We start from the raw sequence: 26,603 nt of genomic DNA on the forward strand, positions 1-26,603 counted from the left end.
ATTATAATGCCGTCAAATTAGCAATTTTTCGATATTTATGATAATTGATATAATCATACTCAATGACAGCAACTATACTTTTCGCCACCAGAAACCCAGGCAAATACGCAGAATTTGTCGCCGCGTTTCATAAATTCGCTCCGCAGACGTCAATTATTTCGTTGGCAGATTTAGACTATCAAATGCCTGACTGCATAGAAACAGGCACGACATTTGAACAAAATGCCCTATTGAAGGCGCGACACACAAGGAATCATTTACATGAAAATGATAAAAACCTGATAATTATTGCCGATGATTCCGGCATGGAGATTGACGCCCTAAATGGCGAGCCTGGCGTATTTACAAGACGCTGGAATGGTCACGAAATGAGCGATCAAGAAATCGTAGATTATTGTCTGAAGAAGCTTGAAAATAAGGCAAACAGACGAGCACAATACACGACGTGTCTTGTAATAAATTTTCCTGATGGTCGTGAGGAGGTAATTTTTGGAGAAAATTCTGGCGTTATCTTAACTGAGTCACGCGAGGAATCACGGCTCAAAGGAATGCCGTTTCGGGAATTATTTTTCGTGCCCGAACTTAATATGATGTTTCACGAAGTGCGCGAACTGCCGAAGTTGAAGCGTAATGGATATTTACTCGGACATGAGGTTGCGGTCGAAAAATGTGCTAGTGTGATACAGGAAAATTTATTTGGCTCTGTATAGCGGCCTGCAACTCCGCGCTCTCACTTGCCCATGGAATGTGTTGTGTGAGTTCATCAACTGTTACAAATTTAGCATATCGTATCTGTTCTTCCTGCATTTGTTCTTCGTCCTCGTTCTGTTGATGTAAGATATACTCATCGGCATTCTTACTAAGTTTCAGACTAACCCTAAGCTGTAAGTACTCGTCATCATTTTTTAATCTATCTGTTTCCAAGATATCGTAATAGCCAAAGAACTTATACTGACTAGACACGCTGTCTGTATTAATTCCCGTCTCTTCAGCCACTTCACGTACAATGGTCTGCAAGTAAGTCTCGTTCTTATTTGGTTTTCCACCGGGCAGCTGCCACTTTCGACCATCTTTAGAGACGATAGCTATTTTATTATCGTGAGTAAAAAGCCAAGCATACACCTGATTTACTGGAAGAGCCTGATCTTCTGGGTGAATTTCTTTACCGTCCTTCCAGGTGCGTGCTTTGATAGTTTTTCTTATGGTATCCATGATATCTCCTAAATTTATTGCCTGGGCTAGCCAGCCTAATCTATTATATTTTATATCCCCGGGTGTCAGAAAGTGTCCTGCGTTTTCTTTTATAGCACAGAGCGACATGAGAGCATCTTCAGTGCTGTCTGCCGTATGGAAAGCATAGAAATATTTCTCTCGAGAGTACTATCGGTCAATTTGATATATCTTTGAAAGATTGCCAATCAGCGTAGAATCCAGCTTTTCTTGCTTGATTTCATGAATATCAAAATAGCTAAAGTTTGAAACTTCATCTGTTTTACGAGGTATCGTTAATAGAGTAACTTTGTAGGCAATAATCAAAACGGGGTCGTCAAACTTTGTATTCCAAGTTGGAATAATCAAGGGATTTTCTACAGCCACTTCGATATCTGTCTCTAGTTCTTCCAGAAACTCTCGTTTCAACGCTTCTGTAATATCCTCGCCATGTTCCAGCCCACCGCCAGGAAGGTCCCATGAATCACTTCTCTCTTGAACGAACAGCAGTCTACCTAATTCATCACGCACTAATCCCTTTACCGCTACTCGGTATGCCGACTTTATGTCTTTTAGCACTCCAGCTCCCATATGATAAAAGTTTATCATAAAAAATAAACACCCTGCAATGAGGACGTTTATTTGATTTGCGTGAGGCTTAGTAAACCTTCAGCAACAAAATAACATAATCAATCTTTTTGAACAACTCATCATGTATTAATGTTTCATTAAAATTTTTATTAACGATATGTTATCTCCTTTTCTTTGCCATGATTTTGCTTTAAAGCTGTCAAATACTTTTCAAAATATTCATATTTATGTTTAGAATTATACTGCATTATAAATCTCGGATGTTCCAAAGGTATGATTTCATCAAAAAAATTATATTTTTTGTTTATTTTAGATAAAAATGTATAATTATCTCCACTTCCTATGCAATAACACACAGAAGTATCGATTCCAAAATCAATTTGTGCCTGTATTGAACTAACAATCAAAGAATACAATGTTTCTTGCAATTTTTTACTATCATAATAATTGCAGTTAACCTCATTCCCCTTTGAATTGGCTCTAACTATACCAACAGGACAGACAAAATTCATATAAAAATCAGAATAAAACTTTTTGCATCCACCATATTTTTCAATTACATCATATAAAAAACCTGAAGACGATTTGTTAATATAAAACTTATCAATCAAAATACCAGTTTCTTTTTGAAGATGTTCCGCATCCTCAAATGGCACCCCCGTAACAGCTGTTCCTCGACGTGCTGGTGAACTTCCTAATATTATACGACGTTTATTACAATCATTGTAAAACCTTTTGTAGAACGTTGTTGAAATTTCATTTACTATTTCTTTTTGATTTCCATTAAACGGATTTATAATTTTAAAACCATCCGGTAATTCCATTGATATTTTAGATAATTTTTTATTAAATTCTATTACTTTCTGGCCGAATGTTTTCTGTTCAATCATTTAGTACTTCCTTTAAAATTTAACATCATTTTTTTTTACCTTAGCTGATAAAAAAGTTCTACATTTGTAGGAAAAAATCTAATATTTTCAAAACAATTATTACGAAGTTCCGTTGACAATTTTTTTACTATATCAAAACCTCTATAAATATCAATAAATTCTGTTCCTGGAATTATATATTGATCCTCTGGGCGTAAAAAGCCATTTGCAATAGAGATAATTATACTACTACCATTCTTAACACTACAAACTTTTTAGAGTGAATATGATTTAAAGACATAAAAATAAGAACCTTTCAGATCTCATCATATTTACTCTTCAAACTGCTTGTGTTTACTAAAATTTTCCGAACAGTTATTTTATCAATTTCTTAACTTTTTCTGCATATTCATTTGGATGATTAATACTTAAGTCTCCATGATAATAACCACTTAATATTTCTAATTCACTATTAATTAATTCATCGTGTATTATTTTTGCAGATTTAATCATAATTGGTCTTTCTTTACTTCCTACTACCACTATTGATTTTGATTTGTTAGTTTTTATATTCTTAAGATGATAATTGGAATTAGCTTTTAAAAATGAAATCATATTATCTTTTGTTATATTAGAACTATCAATATAATACTTATTAAATAATTCTTCTTTTATTTTTAAACTTTTAAATTGAAGTTTAGAAAACCACTTTTTATTTATAAGTCCATAAGACACATTAATTGATGATTCTATAAGTTTATTTGTCATTTTCATTGGACACACTAAAGCACTTTCAATTATTGCATATTCACATATATTGTCTCTTTTTGACAATATATCTAATAAAATTTGTGCTCCTAGTGAAAGTCCTCCTATAAGTTTAACATTTCCGTTATAATTATTATCAATATATTCAATTATTTCATTCGCATTATTTTCAATAGAAGTAAAATCTCTATCGCTTCCTGAATGACCATCTAATATTGGTAATATTACATGATAATTACTTTTTAATATTTCTGACACTTCTTCATAATTCCACCATGATAATCCACCACCATGTAATAACATAATAATATCTTTATTAGATTTTCCATATTCTTTAACTATCATAAAATTACCCCTTAGTTAAATTATAATATACAAAAAGCAGTAGAATTGATATCATCACATCCAAACAAAGCATATTTTGGCGAGTCTTTGCCGCCTTTGCAATTGCCTGATGACTGAATTTTATTACAAGATACTATAACATTTTCAATTGGAGATATTATTGTAGTCCTTTTATCACTTCCTGCTTCTCCTAAGCATTCAAATGCTGAATCATCTTAATATTAATTTTATCTAATAATAGTAAAAGCTATTCCGTCAAGTCTTTTTTATATTTTAATTTTCTCCGTTATCCCTATATTTTCGATAAAGTCTTGATCATGAGACGCTATCACAACGCCTCCTCTATACTGACCTAGCGCCAGTTCCAAAGCTTCAATCGTAGGAATATCAAGGTTATTCGTCGGCTCATCCAGGATGATAAGATCAGGAGAGTTCGTTGACATAGCAGCAAGCAAAACTTTAGCTCGTTCGCCACCGCTGAGGTCTATTGCTTTTGTCGAAGAGATTGTTCGTTTATCCAGACCAAAACGAATTAATATATTGATCGCGTCGTGTAATTCAATCTTTGGCGATAAATACCGCAAATTATCCAAAGGCGAGTTGTCTTTAAGCGGCAATGATTGCGACTGATTCATGTATATTATTTTTGTATTTTCGCCTTTTTTTTATTTCTCCGCGATGATACTCGGGTGTATTATTTCCCATAATAAAATTGAGGAGCGAAGATTTTCCTGCACCATTCTCCCCTTGGATCAATATTTTATTACCAGGACGTACATTAAAAGTAACGGGCCCTATCATCTTCTCTCCATCATGTGAAATACTTAGCGATTGCACAGAAATAAGGCTATGCTTCTTAGATGATACTTCATCGAAAGCAAACTTAATAGCAATTTCATCCTCCACTCTCTCAGGTTCATTCAATTGTCGCAGACGAGACTCTACACCTCCAGCCGCCCCTGCAATATTTGAAGATGCGCGCTCTTTACGAAAATTATCATTTAACTTGTCACTGTCCGATTTTTTATAGCTAGCTTTGGCCGAATTCGCACGAATTCTCGCATCCCGCGCAACACGATATAGTCGCTTTTTCTCCTTTTCATATTGCTCATAGCGATCAGTCATTGCTTGACGAGCTTCACGTCTTGCTTCAATATATTCATCGTAACCAAGATTGTACTTATTCACACCCTTGCCGCCAGTCAATTCTACAATCCGTTCCGCAGTGTTACGTAAAAAATGCCGATCATGAGACACGATCAAAAATGAAGCTGGCGAATTGTCGATAAAATCTTCAAGCAAAATTACTCCACTATCATCAAGGTTATTAGTTGGCTCATCAAGCAAAATTAGATCATAACGAGACGCAAAAACTGCCGCCAAAGCTATCCGGGTGCGTTGTCCCCCAGAAAATGTATTCAGACATCTATCCGGATCAATATCATCCAGATCTGCTCGCGATAAAGCCTTTTTAATCGTCGTGTCAAAATTTGCTACTTCGAATTTTTCATACCTCTCCAGAGCTTCGCCATAAATTAATAGCGTCTTTTCATTAGCCTCTTGAGCTAACCTCTCGCACTGATAATCAAATTCTTCTCTAGCCAACTTAACACCGGTCACCTCTTCTATAAAATCATAAACTGTCTTGTCGAGCCATTTATTCAGGTTTTGTGGTAAAATACCTATTTCTTCACCACTCGAAATAATATCACCTGACGTAGGCTGGATATCTCCGTTTATTATTTTTAATAAAGTAGTTTTCCCGGCGCCATTTGGACCAACTAGTCCAATCTTGTCTCCAGCGTTGATAACAAAGTTTACATCACTAAACAATTCTCGACTATTGGTTTCATAAGACACATTTTTAAGATCGATCACATCACTATTATACTATCTCTGTGTAGATAGATATAAAAATAAACGCCCTGCAATGAGGACGTTTATTTGATTCGCGCGAGGCTTAGTAAACCTTCAACAACAATTCGCCGCCAAGCTTAGCCTTGGCTGCTTCAGCGCCAGTCATGACGCCTTTTGAGGTTGAGATAAGTACCAAACCGCGGCCACTTTTCACCTTTGGAATCTCGCTAGCGCCGACGTAAACGCGACGACCAGGTTTTGAGATGCGGGTAATTTCGTTGATAGTGCTGTTAGTTCCTTTTTCATTGATAGTAACTACCAACACGCCACGAGGCTTAGCGTCTTCCAGCTTGACATCTGCCAAGTAGCCGTTTTTGACTAATTGCTCAGCGATGACTTTCTTCATCTTGCTGGACGGAACACGAACTTCCGTTTTGCCAACCAATTTCGCATTACGGATGCGAGTCAGAAGGTCGGCGATTGGGTCTGTAGTTTGCATAGACATATTCTAATCTCCTTTCCTTCTTACCAACTACTCTTTGTTATGCCTGGGATTTCACCCTTGGCTGCTTTTTCGCGGAAATTGATACGGCTCAAGCCGAATTGACGCATGTAGCCGCGTGGGCGACCAGAGATGCTATCACGGTTCTTGTGCCTGGTTGGGCTAGAATTGCGAGGCAACTTCTGCAAACCATCGAAGTCGCCAAGTTCTTTCAACTCAGCGCGCTTCGCTGCAAACTTGGCAATCATCTTCATACGCTTCTTATCACGAGCGACCATTGATTTCTTAGCCATTACTTGACGCCTCCTTTCTTCTCAAACGGCATGCCGAATTTTTCTAGCAACGCCTTAGAAGCTTCCTTGTTGCCGTTCTTGATAACAAATGTAACCTGCAAGCCGTGCAAAACTTGAGTTTCCTCAAATGTCAATTCTGGGAAAATCGATTGCTCGGTAATGCCGAGATTATAATTGCCACCTTTATCAAACTTCAAGCCAACGCCGTGGAAGTCACGAACGCGAGGCAAAGCAACGTTAATCAAACGATCCATAAACTCGTACATACGAGCGCCGCGCAAAGTTACGCTAACACCAATTGGCGCACCCATACCTTTACGAATGCTAAATGTCGCGATTGATTTTTTAGCTTGTCGAGCTACTGGTGCTTGACCGGTAATTTTCTCGACAGTGTTTTTGACAATTTCAAAATGACGCTTGTCATCTTTCTTTTTGCCGGTACCAACGCTCACGACAATCTTTTCCAAAGCTGGCACTTCATGCACGTTCTTTAGATTCAATTCGGCTTGTAGTTCCTTAAGGTAAGTTCCTTGATACAAGGCTTTCAAGCGAGGAGCTGGCACGACAGTTTTCTTTTCTGCCATTATTTAATCTCCTTATTTTTTACCTGGCGAGCAACACGAGTTTTGCCGCCGTCAGCATTCTTTACTAAACCAACCCGACTGGTTTTGCCTGATTTCTCATCAACAACCAAAGCGACTTTGCTGATATCCATTGGTACGTGAATATCTTTCTTGCCACCTTTTGGATTGTACTGGCTTGGCTTAACGTGACGATGTCCAACGCCAACACCTTCGACCAAAACAGTTTGATCTTTTGTGTTAACTTTCAGGACTTTACCAGTTGTGCCTTTATTTTTACCAGCAATAATTTTTACGGTATCGTCTTTATGAATTCGAGCCATTAGAGTACCTCCGGAGCTAAGCTGACGATCTTCATGTAGCCCATATCGCGAAGTTCGCGTGGAACTGGACCGAAGACACGAGTAGCTTTTGGTTGCTTGTCATCGTTGATAATCACTACGGCGTTGTCGTCAAAACAGATTGTTGAGCCGTCTTTGCGATGAATTTGATCGCGAGTACGAACAACTACAGCCTTAACAACAGATTTTTTCTTAACATTACCGGTTGGGCTAGCGTCTTTTACTGAACAGACGATTACATCGCCAACGCGAGCGTAACGGCGTCGTGTACCGCCAAGAACGCGAATACACAAAACTTCCCTAGCGCCTGAGTTGTCGGCTACCTTAAGGCGAGATTCTTGTTGGATCATTTGTCGTCCTCCTTGGCCTCTTCCTTAGTTTCGCCAGAAACTTCGTCCTTTAGTTTGATAGAACCGCGAGACTTTTCAATCACCTTAACTAGAGTAAAGCTCTTAGTCTTGGAAATTGGGCGAGTCTCTTCGATCTGCACCTTGTCGCCTTCACCTGCTTCGTTGGTTTCATCGTGAGCAGTGTATTTGCGAGTCACGGTGTACTGCTTGCCGTATAGCGGATGCGTTTCGCGGCTAGTGACCGTCACAGTGATGGTCTTGTCGCGCTTGGCACTCGTTACGACGCCAATCAATGTTCGTCGGGCCATTACTTGCTCTCCTTTGTATTATTAATTTGTGTCAGCAGGCGTGCAATTTCCTTTCGGAGTGAACGCAACGCTTTTGGATTAACTAATTCGCCAGCAGAGTGAGAACGCTTTGCTTGAAGTAGGTCGTTTCGCTTTTCAGCCAATTCCTTCTTCAAGTCGTCAATCGTCTTAACAACTGCTGCTTTAACAGATTTCTTCGTTTCAGCCATTATGCGTCCTCCCGCTTGATGAACTTACATTTGACTGGCAATTTATGGCTAGCCAGACGCATTGCCTCGCGAGCAACTTCCTCTGAAACGCCCTGCATCTCAAACAGAACAGTACCAGCCTTTACCTTAGCAACGAAGAACTCTGGGTTACCTTTACCGCCACCCATCTTCAAGCCAAGTGGCTTTCGGGTAACTGGAGTGTGAGGGAAGATTCGAATCCAAATCTTACCACCACGCTTGATGTAACGAGTCATCGCCTGACGAGCAGACTCGATTTGGCGGGAGTTGATGCGCTCGTTTGATTGTGATTGCAATGCAAAGTCGCCGAACGCGATGTAATTGCCACGAGTTGCTTGACCGCGGTTTTTTCCAATACGCACTTTGCGGTGCTTAGTTTTCTTTGGTAACAGCATTTAGCGACTCCTTTCTCCCTTATAAATCCACACTTTCACGCCAATGATACCAGCTGGTGTCTGAGCACGAGCACAGTGGAAGTCAATATCAGCGCGCAAGGTGTGTAGAGGCACTGAACCTTCAATTACCTTTTCGCGACGTGCCATTTCAGCACCGTTCAAACGACCAGCCACCTCAATACGAATACCTTTCGCGCCAGCATTCATGGTGTTTTGTGCGGTCATTTTAGTTGCACGGCGGAAGTTGATTCGGCGCTCCAATTGGCGAGCGATATTCTCAGCTACCAATTTGGCTGCCAATTCTGGACGGCGAACTTCTTCAATGTTGATACGAACTGGCTGGCCAGCAATCTTCTCAACTTGCTTCTTCAATTCGTTCACGCCAGCACCACCGCGACCGATAACAACACCAGCTTTTGCCGTGTGAATTGTAATCGTGATCAAGTTAGCGCTACGCTCAATCTCAATGCGATTGATAGTTGGGCGTGAGGCAAATTTCTTTTCAATCAACTCGCGGATTTCGTGATCCTGACGAATCGCCTCTGCAAACTCTTTTTTATTGGCCGTAAACCAACGAGAGCTCCAGTTCTTATTGACCTGTAGGCGGAAGTTGATTGGATTCACTTTTTGACCCATTTACTTCTCCTCCTTTTTTGCTGCCGGTTTAGCGGCTTTTTTAGCTGCAGGCTTAGCAGTTTTTGCTTCTGCCTTAGCTTCGGCCTTTTTTGCAGGCGCTTTCTTTGGCTTTTCCGTGCCAGTTACTTCAACTAAAATATTTGAAGTCTTTTTCTGGAATGGCAAAGCGCGGCCACGTGATGCAGGCTTAAAGCGGCGCAAACGCGTACCAGTAGTAACACTCAAAGTAGTAATTATCAAACTTTTAGCGTCCAAGCCGTGGTTGTTGATGGCGTTTGCCTTAGCGCTTTCGATAGCCTTCTTAACTGGGCTAGCAGCGCGCTTTGGAACGTGCTCTAAGATAACTAGCGCATCAGCTACAGTACGACCTCGCACCAAAGCTGCGACTAGACTTACCTTACGTGGCGCCTGATCGACACCTTTTGCGTAAGCACGGACAGTATAAGTTGTATCAGCCATGATTACTTCTTATCCTTTCCACCGTGTTTACGGAATTTACGAGTTGGACTAAACTCACCGAGTTTATGACCAACCATGTTTTCGGTAATCAGCACTGGTACGTGCACTCTACCGTTGTGAACAGCAATCGTTCGACCAACCATCTCTGGTGTAATAGTCGAAGCGCGCGCCCACGTTTTGATAACGGTTCGATCGTCAAGGCTAAGAGCAGCAATTTTCTTTGCTAGCTTTACATCGACGAATGGACCTTTCTTTAATGAACGACTCATCGTGATTTACCTCTTCCTCTTCGCGTCGTGACGCGTGCGTACGATTAATTTATTCGAGCCTTTACGGCGACGAGTTCGATAACCTAATGTCAATTGACCCCAAGGAGTACGTGGTGCCTTACCAGTACCGTGGCGACCACCGTCACCACCACCATGTGGGTGGTCTGCGGCGTTCATAACGACACCACGAACGGTTGGGCGAATACCCTTGCGGCGTTTGCGACCAGCTGAACCGATCTTAACATTTTGGTGCTGAACGTTACCGACTACACCGATAGCAGCGGTAGCTTCCAAGCGAACTTTGCGAACTTCGCCAGATGGCAATTTGATAGTTGCGTAGTTGCCTTCTTTCGCCATCAACTGAGCTTTAGCACCGGCAGCGCGTACCATTTGTGCGCCCTTACCAGCGGTCAACTCAATAGCGTAAATCATCGTACCAACAGGAATAACTGACAATGGCAAGCGGTTTGAAGCCTCAATTGGAGCTTCTTCGCCAGTTCGGATAGTTTTACCCTTAACCATTGAGGTGTCAGCCAAGATGTAGTGGTACAAATTGTACTGATCCTTAACTCGAGCAATACGAGCTGAGCGGTTTGGATCGTATTCGATTTCTTCAATCGTCAAGGTCAAGCCTGCTGGCAAATTATGGTTCACCAAGCGGTAGTGACGACGAACGCCGCCTCCGCGATGACGAACAGTAATTCGACCTTGGTTGTTGCGACCGGCATTTTGCTTTTTAGCTTTAATCAGACTTTTAAGAGGTTTTCTTGTTGTAATGTCTGACAAATCCTGACTCGTCATGCCGCGACGAGCAGGAGTGGTTGGATTGTAAGCTTTCACTGGCATTACTTGGTCTCCTCCATCTGCTGCTCTACTGCGTCAAACACATCGAGCTTATCGCCTTCTTTCAGCGTCACGTAAGCCTTCTTCCAATCCTTGCGCGTTGTTGTGCCAGGATAACGATTCTTGCCACGTGAGAAGCGTACAGCTTTGCCGTCTTGTACTAAGGTTTTAACCTTAACTACAGTAACGCCAAATTGTTCTTCTACTGCTGATTTGATTTCGTTCTTATTCAAGTTAAGTGGAACTCGCAGCACATATACGCCGTTAGCGCTCTGTGCGTAAGCCTTTTCACTAACGCGTGGGATAATAATCGTCTGTTTCATATTACGCTTCCTCCTTACCCAACCATGCAGTAATTACAGGTAGAGCTTTCGGTGTTATAACGATTGTATCCGCATTCAGAATGTGATAAACGCTTAGATAATTAGCGCGAACCACCAAAACGTTCTGAATATTATTTGTAGCGCGCATAAGTTCTGGCGTCTTCTCATCTACAACGATCAGAACACGGCGCTCGAACTTGTTGTCGGCTAGGAATGTTGCGACTTCCTTGGTCTTGCCAGTAGTCTTAACATCTTTAACGACAATTTTCTTAGCTTCGTTAGCTACGGTCAAAGCTTGGCGAACTGCCACTTTCTTAGCAGTCTTTGACAATTTTTTAGTGTAATTTTCGTTGCCGCGTGGGCCAAATACCACACCACCGCCGCGCCAGATTGGGTTACGAGTTGAGCCAAAACGTGCTCGACCAGTTCCCTTTTGCTTCCATGGTTTTTTACCACCACCAGAAACTTCGCCGCGCTGCTTGGTTGTAGCGCTAGCTAGGCGTGCGTTTGCCAAGTAGCTGTCGTATGCCAATTTCAACAATTCGTGATTTGGCACTTCCACAGCAAAAATGTCTTTAGGAAGTTTGGTTGAATCTGCCATTACTTGTTACCTCCTAAAATAATCAGCCCCTTTCGTGGTCCAGGAACAGCGCCCTTAACCCCGATTAGATTGGTCTCTGGATCAACATATGCCACTTCCAAGTTCTTAACAGTAACACGTTCGTGACCCATATGGCCAGCCATCGTCTTACCCTTGAAAACTTTTTGTGGATACATCGAGCCAATTGAACCTGGCTTACGAGTATTACCTTTACCACCGTGCGTCTTACGATGACGCTTAAAGTTGTGGCGTTTAATGGTTCCAGCGAAACCTTTACCTTTGCTGGTTCCGGTTGCATCGACAAAATCGCCGACTTCAAACGCGGAAACATTAATTTCACTGCCAACTTTCAGATCCTCTGGAATCTGGTCGACACGGAATTCCCGAATATGTTTCGGGGTCACTTGGGCTGGCTTAACGTGTCCAGCCACGGCCTTGCTCAGGTTCTTACCCTCTCCAAAAGCTACCTGTACCGCATTGTAACCGTCGGTTTCGACAGTCTTCACCTGAGTAACGGTGACAGGGCCGGCTTGGATCAGCGTTACCGGAATGGCTTTGCCGTCTTCAGCCAAGAGCTGGGTCATACCAAGTTTGGTACCGAGAAGTGTTTTCACTTTTCCTCACTCCCACTTAAATACTCCTGATGATGTGCGGTTTCTGGATTCTGAGAGGATATTAAATATAAACACCCGTTCATAACCAGACCTGCTCATTCACCAAGGAGAACAGTTGATATTACGCGTAATAGAAATTACCTCGTAATTATAGCACATGAAGCTATAGACTGTCAACGAGTCCGACTAGGGTCAGCCCTCTGAGGAATCTGATTTTTTATAAATAGTTGCTAAGTTTGTATCAAGAGCGCATACTTTACCTGTTCCCATAACTTGAGCGCCAACCAACACTGCTATTTCTGTGTCTGTGTCTGCGAAATATTTTTCTGCTAAATAATCAAGCGCGTTTAGTCCGCTTGGGTAACATAAATCTGGAAAGGCTTGGCGCAGCTCTGCTAGACTTCCTTTAGTGAGCTCGGCCTTCTCTCTAATACGTGTAAGCTTTGCTGATAGATCTAGTAATGTATAGCCATCTTGTCGCAGTGATTCTGCGTCTCTCTCGATCCGCCGAGTAGCCTCTTCCAAGTCATCCCCGAACATTTTCTTATAGGCGGCTTCCAGGGCAGCTTCTTGTTCGCGCTTTTTTCTGTCTGCTCGCCGTTGCTTGATTACACGTTCGGATTGTTTAAGAAGCTTTTCTAATTTCTCTTCACGCTCCTTATCAGTTAAGGCAAAAAACTCTTCACTTTTAGATTTCTTACTCTCGTAATCATCTATGCTCCCGCATGATATAGCTCCTCGGACGCTCGCTTTGCTAAAGCCAAGACACTCCAGTATAGCTAGCCTACCTAAGTTTAAAGCTCCAAGCTGAAGATATTCACAAAGAAGGCTGTCCTCATCTAGTTCGTCGTCGAGCACTTGACGGCGCAGAGTAAGGATCGTCCCTTCAGTTACTTTAGCGTGCCTATCTATCAAGCGATCTCTATTTTCTTTAGCAATCATCCCTGACTTTATACATTTATCTACCACCTGTGTTGTTTTTTGCCTACTGAGGCGTCTTGCCTCTGCCTCTACTAACATACGAGATGTAGTCGTTATGATTTTATAGCCGGGATCTTCCCGTAAATTGTCAGCATTGCCGAAGACAGCCAAGGCTTCTCTCTGTTGAGGATTCAACTCCTCTTCTGGTGGAATTATAGACCAAGTATCTGGACGTAGTTTGTCAAAATACTCTACAACCTCTGGATCTGATGGCAGATCCGGCCCATAATTAACCTTTATATCAGCAGCTTTAATACCGTCTAAAATAGTTGGGATCGACGAAGAGTTAGATCTAGTGTTTTCCATGTTTTTATTATACTAAAAAATAGCTAAAATGTCAATCATAGTATTTACATTAATAGCAGAGATTATTAATATATCCCTTAATATTTCGTAAGCATAAGCTAAATCATCACGCCAACCGGCGTAAACGAGGTCAGAATTGCCATGAAAATTATCGTGACGTACCAAATTTTCCGGTTGAATTGATATTTCTCAATCTTTAATACCAGCAGCAACGCAATAAATAGCCCGACAGGAATAGCCTGGACAACCAAACCGCCAACTTCAACTGGATTTTTTAGACGAAGCCACAGCGCACTTAATATCACAAAAACCACCAATTTCAAGAAAAATGAACCGTCATTGTCATAAATGCGTTCGCGCCCTTTGCGACTAAATAGCTCGCTAGACTTCGAGCGGTTGCGAGCATAAGTACGAGTTTTTTGTTTTGTCATAAGCTAAATGAAATTATAGCATAAAAAATCCGCCCCATTCAAGAGGCGGAAATTTTATATATCGTTAAATTACATACGAATTTCAGCATCAACGCCAGCTGGCAAATTCAAGTTCTGCAAGCTGTCAATCGTCTTTGGTGTAGCGTTTGTAATGTCAATTAGACGCTTATGAACGCGGCGCTCGTAAGATTCACCACCAGTTTTGTAAACGTGCGGACTCTTTACGACAGTGTAAGTGCTGCGTCGAGTTGGCAAAGGCACTGGACCAGCCACGTTAGCACCTGTGCGAATTGCGGTGTCGATAATTTGTTTTGCTGATTGGTCAATGACTTTGTGGTCATAAGCCTTCAGACGAATACGGATTTTAATTCCTGTATCTTGAGCCATAGCTCCTCCTCTTATGTGCAATCTCGTAACCTCTAATTGCCCTATTTACAGTCAATCGAGTTCTCGAGATAAATTATTATTAACTATGCGATTATATCAGCAATTTTTGGCTTTATCAAGATGAGAAATCATTTCCGCAATAATTCCAGCGGATTTATTCAGCGATTCTTTTTCTCGCTTAGTAAGCGGATAGCCCGCCAAAATCTTCACGCCGTCGCTGCTGATTGTTGATGGCAATCCAAGCACAACATTATTCAATCCATATTCACCTTCAGCCAAAGAGCAAACAGGATAAACCGTGTGTGTCGATTTTCGGAGCGCCGAAACAATCTTAGATACAACAAACCCAATCGCAAAATATGTCGATTTCTTTGTTTCAATCACCCGATAAGCTCGGTCGCGAACCTTCTGCTCAATTCCGTCAATCATTTCCTCTGTAAATCCGGGATATTCCTTAATTGGCACTTCACCAATTTGCGCCGTCTCAATTGTCGAAAACGATGAATCGCCATGCTCGCCCAAAATATAAGCATCAACCGCTTTGCTATCAACATTGAACGCGTCCGCCAAATACGACTTCATTCGCGAAGTATCAAGCGTCGTGCCCGTCCCGAACACACGATTTTTCGGCAAACCAGATTCCTTAAGCGCCACGTAAGTCAAAACATCAACGGGATTACTGACAATTACCAAATACGGCTTCGCGCCATTCGCTATAATATTCTTCACGATATCACGCATAATTTTTGCATTAACGTCAATCAGCTCCAACCGAGTCTGACCAGGAAGCTGCGGCGCACCCGCGGTAATCACAACGATGTCATCGTCATTGATGTCAGAATAATTTCCCGTATGAACCACGACATTTCTGTCAATTCCCATCGCGTCATTAATGTCGGCCGCTTGACCCCAAGCCAAATCCTCATTACGGTCAATCAACACAATCTCTTCGATAACACTACGCAACGCGCACGCATAAGCCGCCGTCGCACCGACCATTCCGCCTGCGCCAACAATTAGCAATTTCTGTTTATTCACCAAAATCTCCTTTTTCTGTTTTATATTAGATGTCTTTATTCTGCCATAAACATTACCGCTTTGTCAATTAACTCCTTCTTGCGGCAATCAAAAAATCCCCCGAATTTTCGGGGGATTTAATTAGGCTTGTGTTATCAAGATTATTTGTTAATCTTTGTAACAACACCAGCACCAACTGTACGGCCACCTTCGCGGATAGCAAAGTTCAAACCTTGCTCCATAGCGATTGGTGCAAGCAACTTAACCTTGAAGGTTACAGTGTCGCCTGGCATAACCATTTCTTTGTCAGCTGGCAATTCAACTTCACCAGTAACGTCAGTTGTGCGGAAGTAGAACTGTGGCTTGTAGCCCTTTGAGAATGGAGTGTGGCGACCGCCTTCTTCCTTCTTCAAGATGTAAACTTCAGCTTCAAACTCAGTATGTGGAGTAATTGTGCCTGGCTTTGCCAAAACTTGACCGCGCTCAATGTCACTGCGCTCAATACCACGTAGCAAGACACCTGCGTTGTCACCTGCTTGACCTTGGTCAAGAGATTTCTTGAAGGCCTCAATACCAGTTACAACTGACTTCTGAGTTGGCTTCAAACCAACGATTTCAACTTCGTCGTTCAATTTAACAACACCTTGCTCGATACGACCAGTTGCTACTGTACCACGACCCTTAATTGAGAAGACGTCCTCAATTGGCATAATGAATGGCTTGTCCATGTCACGTGCTGGCTCTGGAATGTAGCTGTCCATTGCGTCAACCAATTCCATAATAGCGTCTTCGTATTTCTCGTCACCTTCAAGAGCCTTAAGTGCAGAACCCTTGATAATTGGAGCGTCTTTGTCGAAGCCGTTCTTTTCAAGAAGTTCGCGAACTTCTTCTTCGATCAGCTCAACCATTTCTTCATCAGCCATGTCCATCTTGTTCAAGAAGACAACGATCTTTGGCACACCAACCTGCTTTGCAAGCAAAACGTGCTCACGAGTCTGAGGCATTGGGCCGTCAGTTGCAGCGATAACCAATACCGCACCGTCAACCTGAGCAGCACCGGTGATCATGTTCTTGACGTAGTCAGCGTGTCCCGGCATGTCAACGTGTGCATAGTGACGATTCTTTGATTCATACTCTTGGTGTGAAGACGCGATAGTAATACCACGTTGCTTCTCTTCTGGTGCGTTGTCGATCTGGTCGTACGCAACAGGTTTGTTAACTGCGCTTGGTAGGCGCTTTGCCAACACTGCAGTAATCGCAGCAGTCAGCGTAGTCTTACCGTGGTCAACGTGGCCCATTGTACCAACGTTAACGTGCGGTTTGCTTCGGTCAAATGCATCTGCCATTTGTAGAAGTTCTCCTTAATTTAATTATTATTTTTCACGCGGGTACAGTCCATAAAAAAGACCTCACGGCGTATGAGTTTAATTATAACGATTTTCCAATCAGTTGTAAATAGTCTATTTCTTACTATAATACTTCGCCAAGAACGAATCGCGAAACTCGTAAAAAGTTCCATTCTCCAAGCTGACACGAATATCGTCAACCAACTTAACGATAAATCGCTCGTTATGAATTGACAACAACGTTCCAGCCAACGACTCACGAGCGTGCAAAAGATGACAGAGATAAGCCGCCGTGTAATTCTTGCAAGTATAGCAATCGCAATTATCCATAATCGGCGCAAACATCTCGCGGTATTTTTGACCGCGCACATTGACTCGACCAAACGGCGTATAAGCGGCGCCATTCCTAGCCACTCGCGTCGGACTCACACAGTCAAAAGTGTCAATTCCCTGCTCAATTGCCGCAAAAATATCATCAGGCTCGGAAATTCCTAGTAAATGACGCGGCCTATTTTCAGGCAGAATTTGATTAACCCACTGAATAGTTTGCGCCATAGTTTCCTTTTCCAGCGCGCCACCGATTCCATAGCCATCAAAATCCATCGCGCCCAAAAACTCGGCAGTTTGTTTCCGCAAATCCTCGTAATTCGCGCCTTGCAAAACGCCAAATAAAGCTTGGTACGGCTTATCTGGACGAGCCGCCCGCAAACGCTTGACTTCCGCCAAACTTCGCTCCGCCCAAGCATGCGTCCTGGCCAGCGCCTCAACTTGATATTCATACGGATCAATCAAAGAGGTCAATTCGTCAAACGCAAAAGTAATATCAGCGCCAATTCCAGCCTGAATTTGCATGGACAATTCTGGCGTAAATTTATGATAAGAGCCGTCCAGATGCGACTTAAACATCACGCCGTTTTCGTCCACCCAAGCATGACGCGACGATTTTTTAGCAATCGCAATTTCTTCATCAACATCAGTGCTCATAGCCAAAACCTTCTTAAAGCCAGAGCCCAAACTTAAAACCTGAAACCCACCGCTATCTGTGAAAGTCGGCCCGTCCCAGTGCATAAATTTACCAAGATATCCTGCCTTTTCAATCAACTCATGTCCTGGCTGCAGATACAAATGATAAGCGTTCGCCAGCACTGCCTGTGCACCAACATCCTTCACCATCTCAGGAATCATCGCCTTAACATTAGCCTTAGTTCCAACAACAATAAACGCCGGCGTTTTAATATCACCATGTGGCGTATGAATAATTCCCGTTCGCGCCAACGTGTCGTTAAATCGTGAAGTTATTTCAAAAGAAAAAGGTTTTTCCTGCATAATCTGTTTGATTATATCACGAAATGGTCGACGGATCGTTTCGCGACAAGCTAATCACATCGCTACATCGCACCAAGTAATATTTATTCTCTTCCGTGTTATTAACTATTAGCACAGGCTCACCACGACTAAGCGGCAATTCCGACACGCTTAATATTCGACCGTCAATATCCGGCCTATCGTTAATTTCTGGATTCCAGATCGCCAAATTATCCGCACATAGCGCAAATTTTTCAACATATTCATGACTATTCACTTCTTCTAACGGAACATCATTCCACGAAACCGCATTCAGCAAATCGCCAGGTAAACACCGGTATGCCGAAACTATACATTCGCCCTTAAACTCCCGCGCTCTGCTAATATCCTGGATTACATTACGAGCGGCGCATTCATACTGACTCAATACATCAAGCTGCTCATCAAGAGGTAGTTTATAGAAACACTCATCATTAACTACTTCACTTGCAAAATTTGCAATTTTATGAAGTTCATTTACCGCCATTTTAAGCTCTTCAACTTCGCCATCAAATCCTTCCAAGCGAATAATCTTATCTCTGTCGGGTATCACATAAACCTTCTTCGAAAAGTCTTCAAGCTCACCATCTATCGTCACTTCAATCGCCGCGTAAAATTTATCATGATAGCTAATAAAACACATCCCATCAATACACGCCCCAGAAATATCCATAAATTCATACTGTAATTCATTATTTTTCGTAGCGTCAGGAACCAACACAAAACCGGTAAAATCAACAGTGCTAATGCCATAAAGTCTTGTCGCAGAAAACTCAGACAACTGGTCATTTAATGTTTGGGTATATTCTCTTGACACTTCGTCAAATTCCGACTCGTCAACATAAGAAAGATCCGTCGCTAGTTGCCAAGCGGTCTCCTGAAAATCGTCATTAAAAACCGTTTCAAATAAATCAATAGGGGCTCCAATCTCCTCTTTATCAATTGGCACCATATCAAGCACGTCTTTCATATCTACACAAAAAGTCGCAAATCGATTTTTAATATCAAACATTTCCAGCACAGGACGATCATCACGCCACGTAAAACTCGGTAGCCATCCAGATAGAACCGTAGAATTAGCGTCTTCTATATTATTTTCCCTGCCGTCAATTTTAACCTTATACGACTGACATTTCACTTGAATTCCGCCATCATACGGAATCTCATTCAAAACGTCATTTATCTCATCTATCAAAAACTGCCTCGACTCCGCATCTTGAATGTCGCCGACGCCAGCAACTTCTTCAATTTTGTCAGCATAGTGGCACAATTTACGCACACATCGAGGAACGCCGCTATCATCCGGCAATAACTCTATTGATACAATCGCCTGCTTGTCAAGCGGAAAATAATAGTCCTTCTGCGAAGTGCGCACACACAAAGCAGCCATCTCTTTGGTGTAAATCGCAAACGGCGCTGGAATCTCAGGATCAATTTCCATGGGAGATATCAAATCCGCCACGCCCTCAACTGACTGCAGACGATACGAACCGTCCTCTTCGGATTGACTATACCCAACAACTCTAACCTTCTCGCCCTCAATATCGCCAGCGTGCGCAGCTTGTTCTATCTCAGCAATTGCAATCTCGTCGTTTTCTTCACCAAGCAATAAATTTGCACCAGCAATTCGCCTCCAGTCTTCGTCAGAGAATAGCTTAGGAGAATTAGACTCCATATCAGGCTTTGAGCGTTCCATATTGCTATATATTATACAACTTTAATCGATATTTACAAGCATAGCTCCTTCTGTATGCTGTATACTAGAAACATGAGCAAGAAAACTCTTGTTGATTTGGACCAGTGGCTAGCCCCGCACAAATTCACAATTCAGGCGCGCGAGAAGTATATTTCTTCGAAGCTGAAAACAGTTTTAAGCGGCAAGACGCCAGCCGAATTCGCGATGGGTTTTTTACATTTCGGACTCCATAAAACAGATGTGGGCTGGGCGTTTAGAGAATGGGCGCCGAATGCGACTCAGATATTTTTGGTTGGCGATTTTTCAGATTGGAAAGAGCGTGAGGAATTCGCCTTAAGTCGTGATGAAAACGGCGAATGGAGCATAAATCTTCCTGAAGATTCACTCCGCCACGGACAAAAATACAAATTGCGCGTCCATTGGTCTGACGGCGACGGCTGGCGACTGCCTTCATACGCAAATTACGTCATCCAAGATGAAAATTCTGTCGATTTTTCCGCGGTCGTGTGGTCGCCAAAAACTCCCTATGATTGGCAATACAAAACCCCGCCCAAGCCAAAAGTTCCTTTAATTTACGAAGCGCACGTTGGCATGAGCAGTCAGGAAGAAAAAGTAGCCAGCTTCAGCGAATTTACCACGGAGGTTTTGCCGCGAATTAAAGAATCTGGTTATAACACCATTCAACTTATGGCAATCGCCGAGCATCCATATTACGGCAGTTTCGGTTATCACGTCAGCAATTTTTTCGCGGTTTCGTCAAAATTTGGCACGCCCGACGATTTTAAAAAATTGGCTGACACGGCGCACGGAATGGGACTGCGCGTCATCATTGACCTCGTCCACGCTCACGCCGCCAAAAACGAAGTCGAAGGTCTGAGCAATTTCGCTGGTGATCCGACACAATATTTCAAGCCAACAAATCATCCAGAATGGGATTCGCGATTATTCGATTACGACAAGCCAGAAGTTTTGCATTTTTTGGCAAGCAATTGCCGTTGGTGGTTGGACGAATATCACATTGACGGATTTAGGTTTGATGGCGTAACTAGTATGATTTACCACGACCACGGACTCGGAAAAAGTTTCACTAGTTATGATGATTATTTCCGCGACGACGTCGACAAAGACGCGCTCGCTTATTTACGGCTGGCAAATGAAACCATTCACGCCATTCGCCCCGACGCCACAACAATTGCAGAGGAAATGAGCGGTTTTCCTGGACTTGGCGCATCGACAAAGGACGGCGGGCTGGGCTTTGATTATCGCCTGCAAATGGGTGCGCCAGATTTATGGATAAAAACTCTGAAAGAGAAAAATGATGAAGATTGGGATTTGGGGCAATTGGCTTACACTTTGAGTTCGCATAGACCAGAGGAAAAAGTCATCAATTACGCCGAAAGTCACGATCAAGCGCTCGTCGGTGATAAAACGCTGATTTTCCGATTGATTGATAAAAATATGTATTGGCACATGGATAAAATTGATCCAGACTTAACAGTTGAGCGTGGCATGGCGCTGCATAAACTGATTCGTCTGATGACAGCTGGGCTGCATGGTGGCGGTTATTTGAATTTTATGGGCAACGAATTCGGGCATCCGGAATGGATTGATTTTCCGCGCGAGGGTAATAATTGGTCGTTTAAGCACGCTTGTCGGCAATGGAATTTACGCGATAACGGCTTCTTAAAATATCAATGGTTGGGCGATTTTGACACGGCGCTGATGAAAATTATTAGGCAAATTGATAATCCTAATGTTCGCCATTTGATGGTTCGCCAATCCGATCACACGGTAAGTTTTATGCACGGAGACTTTTTATTTGTTGTCAATTTTTCACCCGACAAATCTCACTCAGATTACGCAGTACCCGCAGAAGCTGGCTCTTATAAGTTGGCATTAAGTAGCGACGACAAGAACTTCGGCGGACAGGAGCGAATAGACCATAATTCCCGATTTTTTACTTCCCCAGCTCACAATAATCACAATCTTAAAGTTTACTTGCCAGCCAGAACGGGCATTATTTTAGATAAAGTTGACTAGTGTTGACTTTTTACGCAAGTGTGGTATAAATGATGTAAGCTTCTGTTAAACTCCATTTTAGCAGAAGTAGTACCAGTACCAGCAACAACGAAAGGTTGGTCACCGAAATGGAAACCAACGGACTGTTCAAGGTAGAGTCCTACAGCGTCAGGGCACGTATTATTGCTTACGTGCTGCTCTTCGTCCCCGTCGGATACCTTGCGGTAGCCGTGAGCTTCATCGCGATCGCGATGAAGCAATTTGACCATCGCTTTATTGCGATGAGTCAGAGCGAAGTTCGAATCCCCTTCTGGATTCTGTCGGTATTCTCCGCCGCGTTTTGCGTGTATGCGGCCAAGGTGACTTGGTCGTTTTTCACCGAATTCAGAGACCTAAAGACAGATTATGTCTTCAGGCGCGCACTGAAGAAGGAGATCAAATTGGACAATACGCCCAATTTTGACGACTACTTTAGGCCTTTGGGCGAAGAGCCCAAACCCCGAAAGAGCATTCTTCGGAAGGTTGACTACCTCCTTCCTTGGTGACAAGGCTGGGCTGATGCCCGCCCAAGAGAAATAGTTCGCTGAGGCTTAAGCCTCGGCTTGAGCTCTCTTGGCGGGCTATTTCTATTGGCATAAAATTTGTTACACTAGATATTGTGAAGAAAAAAGTACCAAAATTCATTGAGCAATCATTAGCCCGAGTCGCTAATCTTTACAGCTTTGAGCCAGAGCATCATCTGGAGAAAATTGACGAAAGTTTGACGCCGAATATGCGAGCTTTGCGCCTGGCTATGACGATCGCCGAGCAACTTCTGAGCATGGGCGTGGTGGCGCGCGATGTGGTTCGTATGGCGCAAGGAATCACGCGGACATATTGCCGCAGACCCGTTCACGTGGACGTGAGCTACACTTTGGTGACAATTTCTCAAGACCGCGGAGTTAGCCATGAGCCTTTGACGATGGCGCGAGTTATCGTTCCTGACGACCCTAATTATCAATTGATTCAAGCATTGCAATTATTAGCCCTCGACATTCGTCGCAAGCAACTTTCTCTGGAAGAAGCCGAAGAACGATTGCAACAAATACTCAAAAAACCCACCGAACATTCCCGACTAGTCGTTTACGCGGCGGGCGGATTAGTGAGCGCGGGTTCCGTCATTCTATACGGCGGCAGTTTACTCATGGCATCAATCGCGTTTCTGCTCGGATTCCTGGCAACTGGATTACTGAGGTGGCTGGGGCGTATTGGCGCGCCGTTGTTTTATTCGCAAGCCCTCGTGGCGATTTTCGTAACATTGGTGGCGGCGGGCGCAGCTTGGTGTAGCAATTATATGGGGCTAAGCGTCAATGCAACATTGTTGGTTATCAGCGGCATCGTTTTATTAGTCGCGGGACTAATGTTTGTCGGCGCGTTCCAGGACGCAATTGACGAATACTACATGACTGCCAACGCCAGATTGTTAAAAGTCGTAATGGCGACGGGCGGTGTAATTGCCGGCGTGATGGTCGGATTATACATTGCGACAAAATTTGGCATAACATTCCCTGCAACACCAGATCGATTAACATTAGCCGACAAGCACACTCAATATTTGGGCGCTGGAATTATCGCGGCGGCGTTCGTTCTGAGAAATCATTCTCGATTTTTGGGGATGATCATTTCTGGATTGATCGCAATTTTCGGCTGGTGGATTTCAAGATTAGCCATGAGTTTTGGCTTTGATATCGTAACAGCAAGCGGCATCGCGGCGGCGGTAATTGGGCTGGTCGCAGTCCTGACTTCCAGATTATGGAAATTCCCCTCCCTGGCGATCATCGCGGCGGGAATTGTGCCGCTAGTCCCAGGATTGTCGCTTTACAATGGATTAATGGGCGTCGTCTTATATCCACCGAACAGCGTTAACTTCTTGCCAGCCTTGGCTATCTTAGCGCGAGCAATTCTCATCGGCGTAGCAGTACCAATTGGTGCGTCATTCGGCAACATCGTCGGCCGCCCAATTCGCCGACAATTCATCAATTTATTCCGTCGAAACACGCAAGCGTCATGAGAAATAGCATAAAATTCATTGGATTATCAGACTCGCGACTATTTCATATGCGCGGAGTGGCGTACAAATCTTACAATCTGGCTCGCGAAGTGTTCAATATGAAAGAAGATGTGGCGCGCAGCTTATTTTTAATGGGACTGACACACGACTTTGCCTACGCTTTTGTTGAAAATCAGACGGATCACGAGCATGAAGGCGGCAGGATATTAGAACTATCTGGCTTCAATTGGTCTGATTCTGTATTTAATCACGGAGATCCTAACGTGGACAATTGGACGGACGAATTGCTGATATTAAACTTGGCGGACATGACAACTAGCCCAGACGGCAAGCCGATAACCATAGGTCAACGACTGGAAGATATTGAAAACAGATATGGCACAAATAGCATTCAGACGACAAAAGCGCGCAAATTGACCAAACGAATCAAAGAAGAACTCACCAAACGAAATCTAACAATCCCAAACTTATAAACCTGAAATTTAGCCAAACAAAAATCCTCGGATTCACTCCGAGGATTTTTTATGAGATAGAGATTATTTATTTCGCTTTTCGATAATCTCTTGCGCAACGTTTGGTGGAACTTCCTCATATTGAGCCAATTCCATCGTTGAAGCGGCGCGACCTTGAGACATCGAGCGAATGTCTGATGTGTAGCCGAACATATTTGCTAGTGGCACAAACGCCTTAATCAACTTAGCGCCACCCATCAAGTCTTCCATGGCGTCGATACGTCCGCGACGTGAGTTAAGGTCGCCGATGATGTCACCCATGAAATCTTCTGGTGTAGTAACTTCAACCTTCATGACTGGCTCAAGCAAGATTGGGTTAGCCTGTTTAATACCTTCACGAGCAGCTATCGAACCTGCCAATGAGAACGCCAATTCTGAAGAGTCGACATCGTGGTATGAACCATCGTAAAGTGTAGCCTTAACATCAACAACTGGATAGCCAGCAATAACACCGCCTTCCAATGTTTCGCGAATACCCTTCATTACAGCTGGGCGATATTCCTGAGGAACCACACCACCCTTAATTTCATCAACGAATTCAAAGCCTTTACCAGTCTCATTTGGCTCAAAGCGAACCCAAACGTCACCATATTGACCGCGACCACCAGACTGCTTAGCGTGCTTACCTTGAACTTCAGAACGACCCTTGATACTTTCGCGGAAGGCAACCTGAGGTTCACCAATGTTGGCTTCAACCTTAAATTCGCGCTTCATACGGTCAATAAGAATGTCTAGGTGTAACTCACCCATTCCTGACATAATTGTCTGACCTGTTTCTTCGTCAGTGTGAATTCGGAAAGTTGGGTCTTCTTCAGCCAAGCGCTGCAATGCCAACGCCATCTTTTCTTGGTCAGCCTTTGATTTTGGCTCAACAGCAATCGATACTGGTGGCTCTGGGAATTCAATTGATTCAAGAGCAATCGGATGAGCTACGTCTGCTAACGTGTTACCAGTTGCGGTAGATTTCAAACCAACCACAGCGGCGATGTCACCGGCTTCAACCTTGCTAATTTCTTCACGCTTGTCAGCAAACATACGAACAATTCGTCCAATTCGCTCTTTCTCGCCAGTTGTCGTGTTAAGTACGTAGCTTCCTGAGTTCAGAACACCAGAATAGACGCGAACGAAGATCAATTTACCAACAAATGGGTCGGCAGCAATCTTAAACGCCAAAGCGGACAAAGGCTCCTTGTCTGATGGCTTGCGGCTAACTTCGTCGCCAGTCTTTGGATTCTTTCCCCAAATTTCATCAACGTCTAGAGGGCTTGGCAAGAAGTCAACCATCAAGTCAAGCAACTTCTCAACGATCACGCCGCGACCGTCACCACCAGTGACTAGGTAGAAGTCACCGGCCAAAACGCGCTTACGTAGAGCCATCTTTAGTTCGTCAACAGTAATAGCTTCTTCGCCCTGCTCCAAGAACTTCATAGTAAGTTCGTCGTCAGCTTCAACAGCGTTTTCAACCAACAGAGAACGTGCGTTCTTAGCTTTTTCAAGCATATCAGCTGGAATTTCGCCAACCTTAAGTTCGTGGTCTGTGTAGTCGTCGTAGGTGTAAGCCTTCATGTCAATCAAGTCGACAACACCGTGGATGGTTTTTTCAAAACCAATTGGCAAGTGAACTGGGAAAGCCTGTTTACTCAAACGGTTGTGAATTGACTCCAGAGATTTATAGAAGTCACCACCAGTCTGGTTGATCTTGTTAACGAAACAAATACGTGGCACGCCGTACTTATTAGCCTGGCGCCAAACAGTTTCAGACTGAGCCTCAACGCCCATCTTACCGTCAAAGACTGTAACTGCACCGTCAAGCACGCGCAAACTACGCTCAACCTCAGCAGTAAAGTCAATGTGCCCTGGAGTGTCGATGATGTTAATCTTGTGGTCTTTCCAGAAACAAGTCACAGCAGCTGACGTAATAGTAATACCACGTTCTTTCTCCTGCGCCATCCAATCGGTGGTAGCACCGTCACCTTCACCACGAACCACACCGATCTTATGCGTCAAGCCAGTGCGATACAAAATACCCTCAGTTGTCGTCGTTTTACCGGCGTCAATATGGGCAATAATACCAATATTTCTAAAATTCTTTAGCGGAACATGCGTCTCTGCCATAAATTTTCCTTTATATTA

Annotated in this window: 34 protein-coding genes; 5 read left to right on the top strand and 29 right to left on the bottom strand. The window is 43.3% G+C overall.

From position 1 onward, the window contains the following. Positions 1–62: 62 nt before the first annotated feature. The gene (locus LRM44_RS02630; RefSeq protein ID WP_243803648.1) at positions 63–710 is read left to right on the top strand and encodes a non-canonical purine NTP pyrophosphatase; all 648 of its coding nucleotides are present in this window, start codon (positions 63–65) and stop codon (positions 708–710) included. Here LRM44_RS02630 and LRM44_RS02635 read toward each other — a convergent pair. The 28 genes from LRM44_RS02635 to LRM44_RS02765 all read right to left on the bottom strand — a co-directional run bounded on the left by LRM44_RS02635 (position 673) and on the right by LRM44_RS02765 (position 19,889). Next, entirely contained in the window at positions 673–1,212 is a 540-nt protein-coding gene (locus LRM44_RS02635) for an NUDIX hydrolase (protein WP_243803649.1), read from the bottom strand. The two genes, LRM44_RS02630 and LRM44_RS02635, sit on opposite strands and share 38 nt — an antisense overlap. A 168-nt stretch (positions 1,213–1,380) precedes the next feature. Then, the gene (locus LRM44_RS02640) at positions 1,381–1,800 is read right to left on the bottom strand and encodes an NUDIX hydrolase (RefSeq protein WP_243803650.1); all 420 of its coding nucleotides are present in this window, start codon (positions 1,798–1,800) and stop codon (positions 1,381–1,383) included. 149 nt (positions 1,801–1,949) lie between these two features. After that, positions 1,950–2,690, bottom strand: a complete 741-nt coding sequence (locus tag LRM44_RS02645) for a uracil-DNA glycosylase family protein (RefSeq protein WP_243803651.1) — start codon at positions 2,688–2,690, stop codon at positions 1,950–1,952. Positions 2,691–3,044: 354 nt separating this feature from the next. Beyond that, entirely contained in the window at positions 3,045–3,782 is a 738-nt protein-coding gene (locus LRM44_RS02650) for an alpha/beta hydrolase (RefSeq protein ID WP_243803652.1), read from the bottom strand. A gap of 266 nt (positions 3,783–4,048) precedes the next feature. After that, the gene (locus LRM44_RS04150) at positions 4,049–4,417 is read right to left on the bottom strand and encodes an ATP-binding cassette domain-containing protein (RefSeq protein ID WP_253073850.1); all 369 of its coding nucleotides are present in this window, start codon (positions 4,415–4,417) and stop codon (positions 4,049–4,051) included. Next, positions 4,389–5,660 (bottom strand): ABC-F family ATP-binding cassette domain-containing protein, encoded by a 1,272-nt coding sequence (locus LRM44_RS02655; RefSeq protein WP_253073851.1) that lies wholly within the window; start codon positions 5,658–5,660, stop codon positions 4,389–4,391. The genes LRM44_RS04150 and LRM44_RS02655 overlap by 29 nt, the downstream gene beginning before the upstream one ends. An 82-nt stretch (positions 5,661–5,742) precedes the next feature. Further along, positions 5,743–6,144 (bottom strand): 30S ribosomal protein S8, encoded by a 402-nt coding sequence (rpsH, locus tag LRM44_RS02660; protein ID WP_129630940.1) that lies wholly within the window; start codon positions 6,142–6,144, stop codon positions 5,743–5,745. Between the two features lie 20 nt (positions 6,145–6,164). Beyond that, positions 6,165–6,434 carry a 30S ribosomal protein S14 gene (gene rpsN / locus LRM44_RS02665; RefSeq protein ID WP_243803653.1) on the bottom strand — a complete coding sequence of 90 codons (270 nt, stop codon included), beginning with the start codon at positions 6,432–6,434 and terminating at the stop codon, positions 6,165–6,167. Next, the gene (gene rplE, locus LRM44_RS02670) at positions 6,434–7,018 is read right to left on the bottom strand and encodes a 50S ribosomal protein L5 (RefSeq protein WP_243803654.1); all 585 of its coding nucleotides are present in this window, start codon (positions 7,016–7,018) and stop codon (positions 6,434–6,436) included. Before rplE ends, rpsN begins: the two co-directional genes overlap by 1 nt. Next, positions 7,018–7,338: a 50S ribosomal protein L24 gene (gene rplX / locus LRM44_RS02675; protein WP_129637438.1), complete on the bottom strand. Its 321-nt coding sequence runs from the start codon at positions 7,336–7,338 to the stop codon at positions 7,018–7,020. Before rplX ends, rplE begins: the two co-directional genes overlap by 1 nt. Continuing rightward, the gene (gene rplN, locus LRM44_RS02680; protein WP_129630950.1) at positions 7,338–7,706 is read right to left on the bottom strand and encodes a 50S ribosomal protein L14; all 369 of its coding nucleotides are present in this window, start codon (positions 7,704–7,706) and stop codon (positions 7,338–7,340) included. Before rplN ends, rplX begins: the two co-directional genes overlap by 1 nt. After that, positions 7,703–8,014, bottom strand: coding sequence for a 30S ribosomal protein S17 (gene rpsQ / locus LRM44_RS02685; protein ID WP_129630953.1), 312 nt, complete (start codon positions 8,012–8,014; stop codon positions 7,703–7,705). Before rpsQ ends, rplN begins: the two co-directional genes overlap by 4 nt. Further along, complete coding sequence (gene rpmC / locus LRM44_RS02690) at positions 8,014–8,223, bottom strand: 50S ribosomal protein L29 (protein ID WP_243803655.1); 210 nt, start codon at positions 8,221–8,223, stop codon at positions 8,014–8,016. The genes rpsQ and rpmC overlap by 1 nt, the downstream gene beginning before the upstream one ends. After that, positions 8,223–8,636, bottom strand: a complete 414-nt coding sequence (rplP, locus tag LRM44_RS02695) for a 50S ribosomal protein L16 (protein WP_129635102.1) — start codon at positions 8,634–8,636, stop codon at positions 8,223–8,225. Before rplP ends, rpmC begins: the two co-directional genes overlap by 1 nt. Continuing rightward, positions 8,637–9,272 carry a 30S ribosomal protein S3 gene (gene rpsC, locus LRM44_RS02700; RefSeq protein WP_129630962.1) on the bottom strand — a complete coding sequence of 212 codons (636 nt, stop codon included), beginning with the start codon at positions 9,270–9,272 and terminating at the stop codon, positions 8,637–8,639. Beyond that, complete coding sequence (rplV, locus tag LRM44_RS02705; RefSeq protein ID WP_146423619.1) at positions 9,273–9,731, bottom strand: 50S ribosomal protein L22; 459 nt, start codon at positions 9,729–9,731, stop codon at positions 9,273–9,275. A gap of 2 nt (positions 9,732–9,733) precedes the next feature. Next, entirely contained in the window at positions 9,734–10,000 is a 267-nt protein-coding gene (rpsS, locus tag LRM44_RS02710; RefSeq protein WP_129630968.1) for a 30S ribosomal protein S19, read from the bottom strand. A gap of 6 nt (positions 10,001–10,006) precedes the next feature. Continuing rightward, entirely contained in the window at positions 10,007–10,846 is an 840-nt protein-coding gene (gene rplB / locus LRM44_RS02715) for a 50S ribosomal protein L2 (RefSeq protein WP_129630971.1), read from the bottom strand. After that, positions 10,846–11,166: a 50S ribosomal protein L23 gene (locus tag LRM44_RS02720; RefSeq protein ID WP_146423287.1), complete on the bottom strand. Its 321-nt coding sequence runs from the start codon at positions 11,164–11,166 to the stop codon at positions 10,846–10,848. The genes rplB and LRM44_RS02720 overlap by 1 nt, the downstream gene beginning before the upstream one ends. Position 11,167: 1 nt before the next feature. Beyond that, positions 11,168–11,767: a 50S ribosomal protein L4 gene (rplD, locus tag LRM44_RS02725; protein WP_129744859.1), complete on the bottom strand. Its 600-nt coding sequence runs from the start codon at positions 11,765–11,767 to the stop codon at positions 11,168–11,170. After that, on the bottom strand, positions 11,767–12,381 hold the full coding sequence (rplC, locus tag LRM44_RS02730; RefSeq protein WP_129630980.1) for a 50S ribosomal protein L3: 615 nt from the start codon (positions 12,379–12,381) through the stop codon (positions 11,767–11,769). Before rplC ends, rplD begins: the two co-directional genes overlap by 1 nt. 192 nt (positions 12,382–12,573) lie before the next feature. Next, entirely contained in the window at positions 12,574–13,668 is a 1,095-nt protein-coding gene (locus LRM44_RS02735) for a hypothetical protein (RefSeq protein ID WP_243803656.1), read from the bottom strand. A gap of 98 nt (positions 13,669–13,766) precedes the next feature. Next, entirely contained in the window at positions 13,767–14,099 is a 333-nt protein-coding gene (locus tag LRM44_RS02740) for a hypothetical protein (RefSeq protein WP_129630986.1), read from the bottom strand. 69 nt (positions 14,100–14,168) lie between these two features. Then, positions 14,169–14,486 carry a 30S ribosomal protein S10 gene (rpsJ, locus tag LRM44_RS02745; RefSeq protein WP_129630989.1) on the bottom strand — a complete coding sequence of 106 codons (318 nt, stop codon included), beginning with the start codon at positions 14,484–14,486 and terminating at the stop codon, positions 14,169–14,171. Positions 14,487–14,582: 96 nt separating this feature from the next. Next, positions 14,583–15,524 carry an L-lactate dehydrogenase gene (locus LRM44_RS02750; RefSeq protein WP_243803657.1) on the bottom strand — a complete coding sequence of 314 codons (942 nt, stop codon included), beginning with the start codon at positions 15,522–15,524 and terminating at the stop codon, positions 14,583–14,585. A 140-nt stretch (positions 15,525–15,664) separates the two neighbouring features. Next, complete coding sequence (tuf, locus tag LRM44_RS02755; protein ID WP_129630995.1) at positions 15,665–16,849, bottom strand: elongation factor Tu; 1,185 nt, start codon at positions 16,847–16,849, stop codon at positions 15,665–15,667. 114 nt (positions 16,850–16,963) lie between these two features. Then, the gene (gene tgt / locus LRM44_RS02760; protein WP_243803658.1) at positions 16,964–18,175 is read right to left on the bottom strand and encodes a tRNA guanosine(34) transglycosylase Tgt; all 1,212 of its coding nucleotides are present in this window, start codon (positions 18,173–18,175) and stop codon (positions 16,964–16,966) included. 16 nt (positions 18,176–18,191) lie between these two features. Next, the gene (locus LRM44_RS02765) at positions 18,192–19,889 is read right to left on the bottom strand and encodes a hypothetical protein (RefSeq protein ID WP_243803659.1); all 1,698 of its coding nucleotides are present in this window, start codon (positions 19,887–19,889) and stop codon (positions 18,192–18,194) included. Positions 19,890–19,961: 72 nt separating this feature from the next. On the opposite strand from LRM44_RS02765, the gene LRM44_RS02770 reads away from it, so the two are divergent. The 4 genes from LRM44_RS02770 to LRM44_RS02785 all read left to right on the top strand — a co-directional run bounded on the left by LRM44_RS02770 (position 19,962) and on the right by LRM44_RS02785 (position 24,431). Then, the gene (locus LRM44_RS02770) at positions 19,962–21,929 is read left to right on the top strand and encodes an alpha-amylase family glycosyl hydrolase (protein ID WP_243803660.1); all 1,968 of its coding nucleotides are present in this window, start codon (positions 19,962–19,964) and stop codon (positions 21,927–21,929) included. Positions 21,930–22,036: 107 nt separating this feature from the next. Further along, positions 22,037–22,453 (top strand): hypothetical protein, encoded by a 417-nt coding sequence (locus tag LRM44_RS02775; protein ID WP_243803661.1) that lies wholly within the window; start codon positions 22,037–22,039, stop codon positions 22,451–22,453. 113 nt (positions 22,454–22,566) lie between these two features. After that, a complete protein-coding gene (locus LRM44_RS02780; protein ID WP_243803662.1) occupies positions 22,567–23,958 on the top strand; it encodes a threonine/serine exporter family protein in 1,392 nt (463 codons plus the stop codon). After that, on the top strand, positions 23,955–24,431 hold the full coding sequence (locus tag LRM44_RS02785; RefSeq protein ID WP_243803663.1) for a hypothetical protein: 477 nt from the start codon (positions 23,955–23,957) through the stop codon (positions 24,429–24,431). Before LRM44_RS02780 ends, LRM44_RS02785 begins: the two co-directional genes overlap by 4 nt. Before the next feature lie 63 nt (positions 24,432–24,494). On the opposite strand, the gene fusA is transcribed toward LRM44_RS02785, so the two are convergent. Beyond that, complete coding sequence (gene fusA, locus LRM44_RS02790) at positions 24,495–26,585, bottom strand: elongation factor G (protein WP_129635160.1); 2,091 nt, start codon at positions 26,583–26,585, stop codon at positions 24,495–24,497. Positions 26,586–26,603 lie beyond the last annotated feature (18 nt).

It is taken from the genome of Candidatus Nanosynbacter sp. HMT-352 (assembly GCF_022819385.1).
GTDB lineage: Bacteria > Patescibacteriota > Saccharimonadia > Saccharimonadales > Saccharimonadaceae > Nanosynbacter.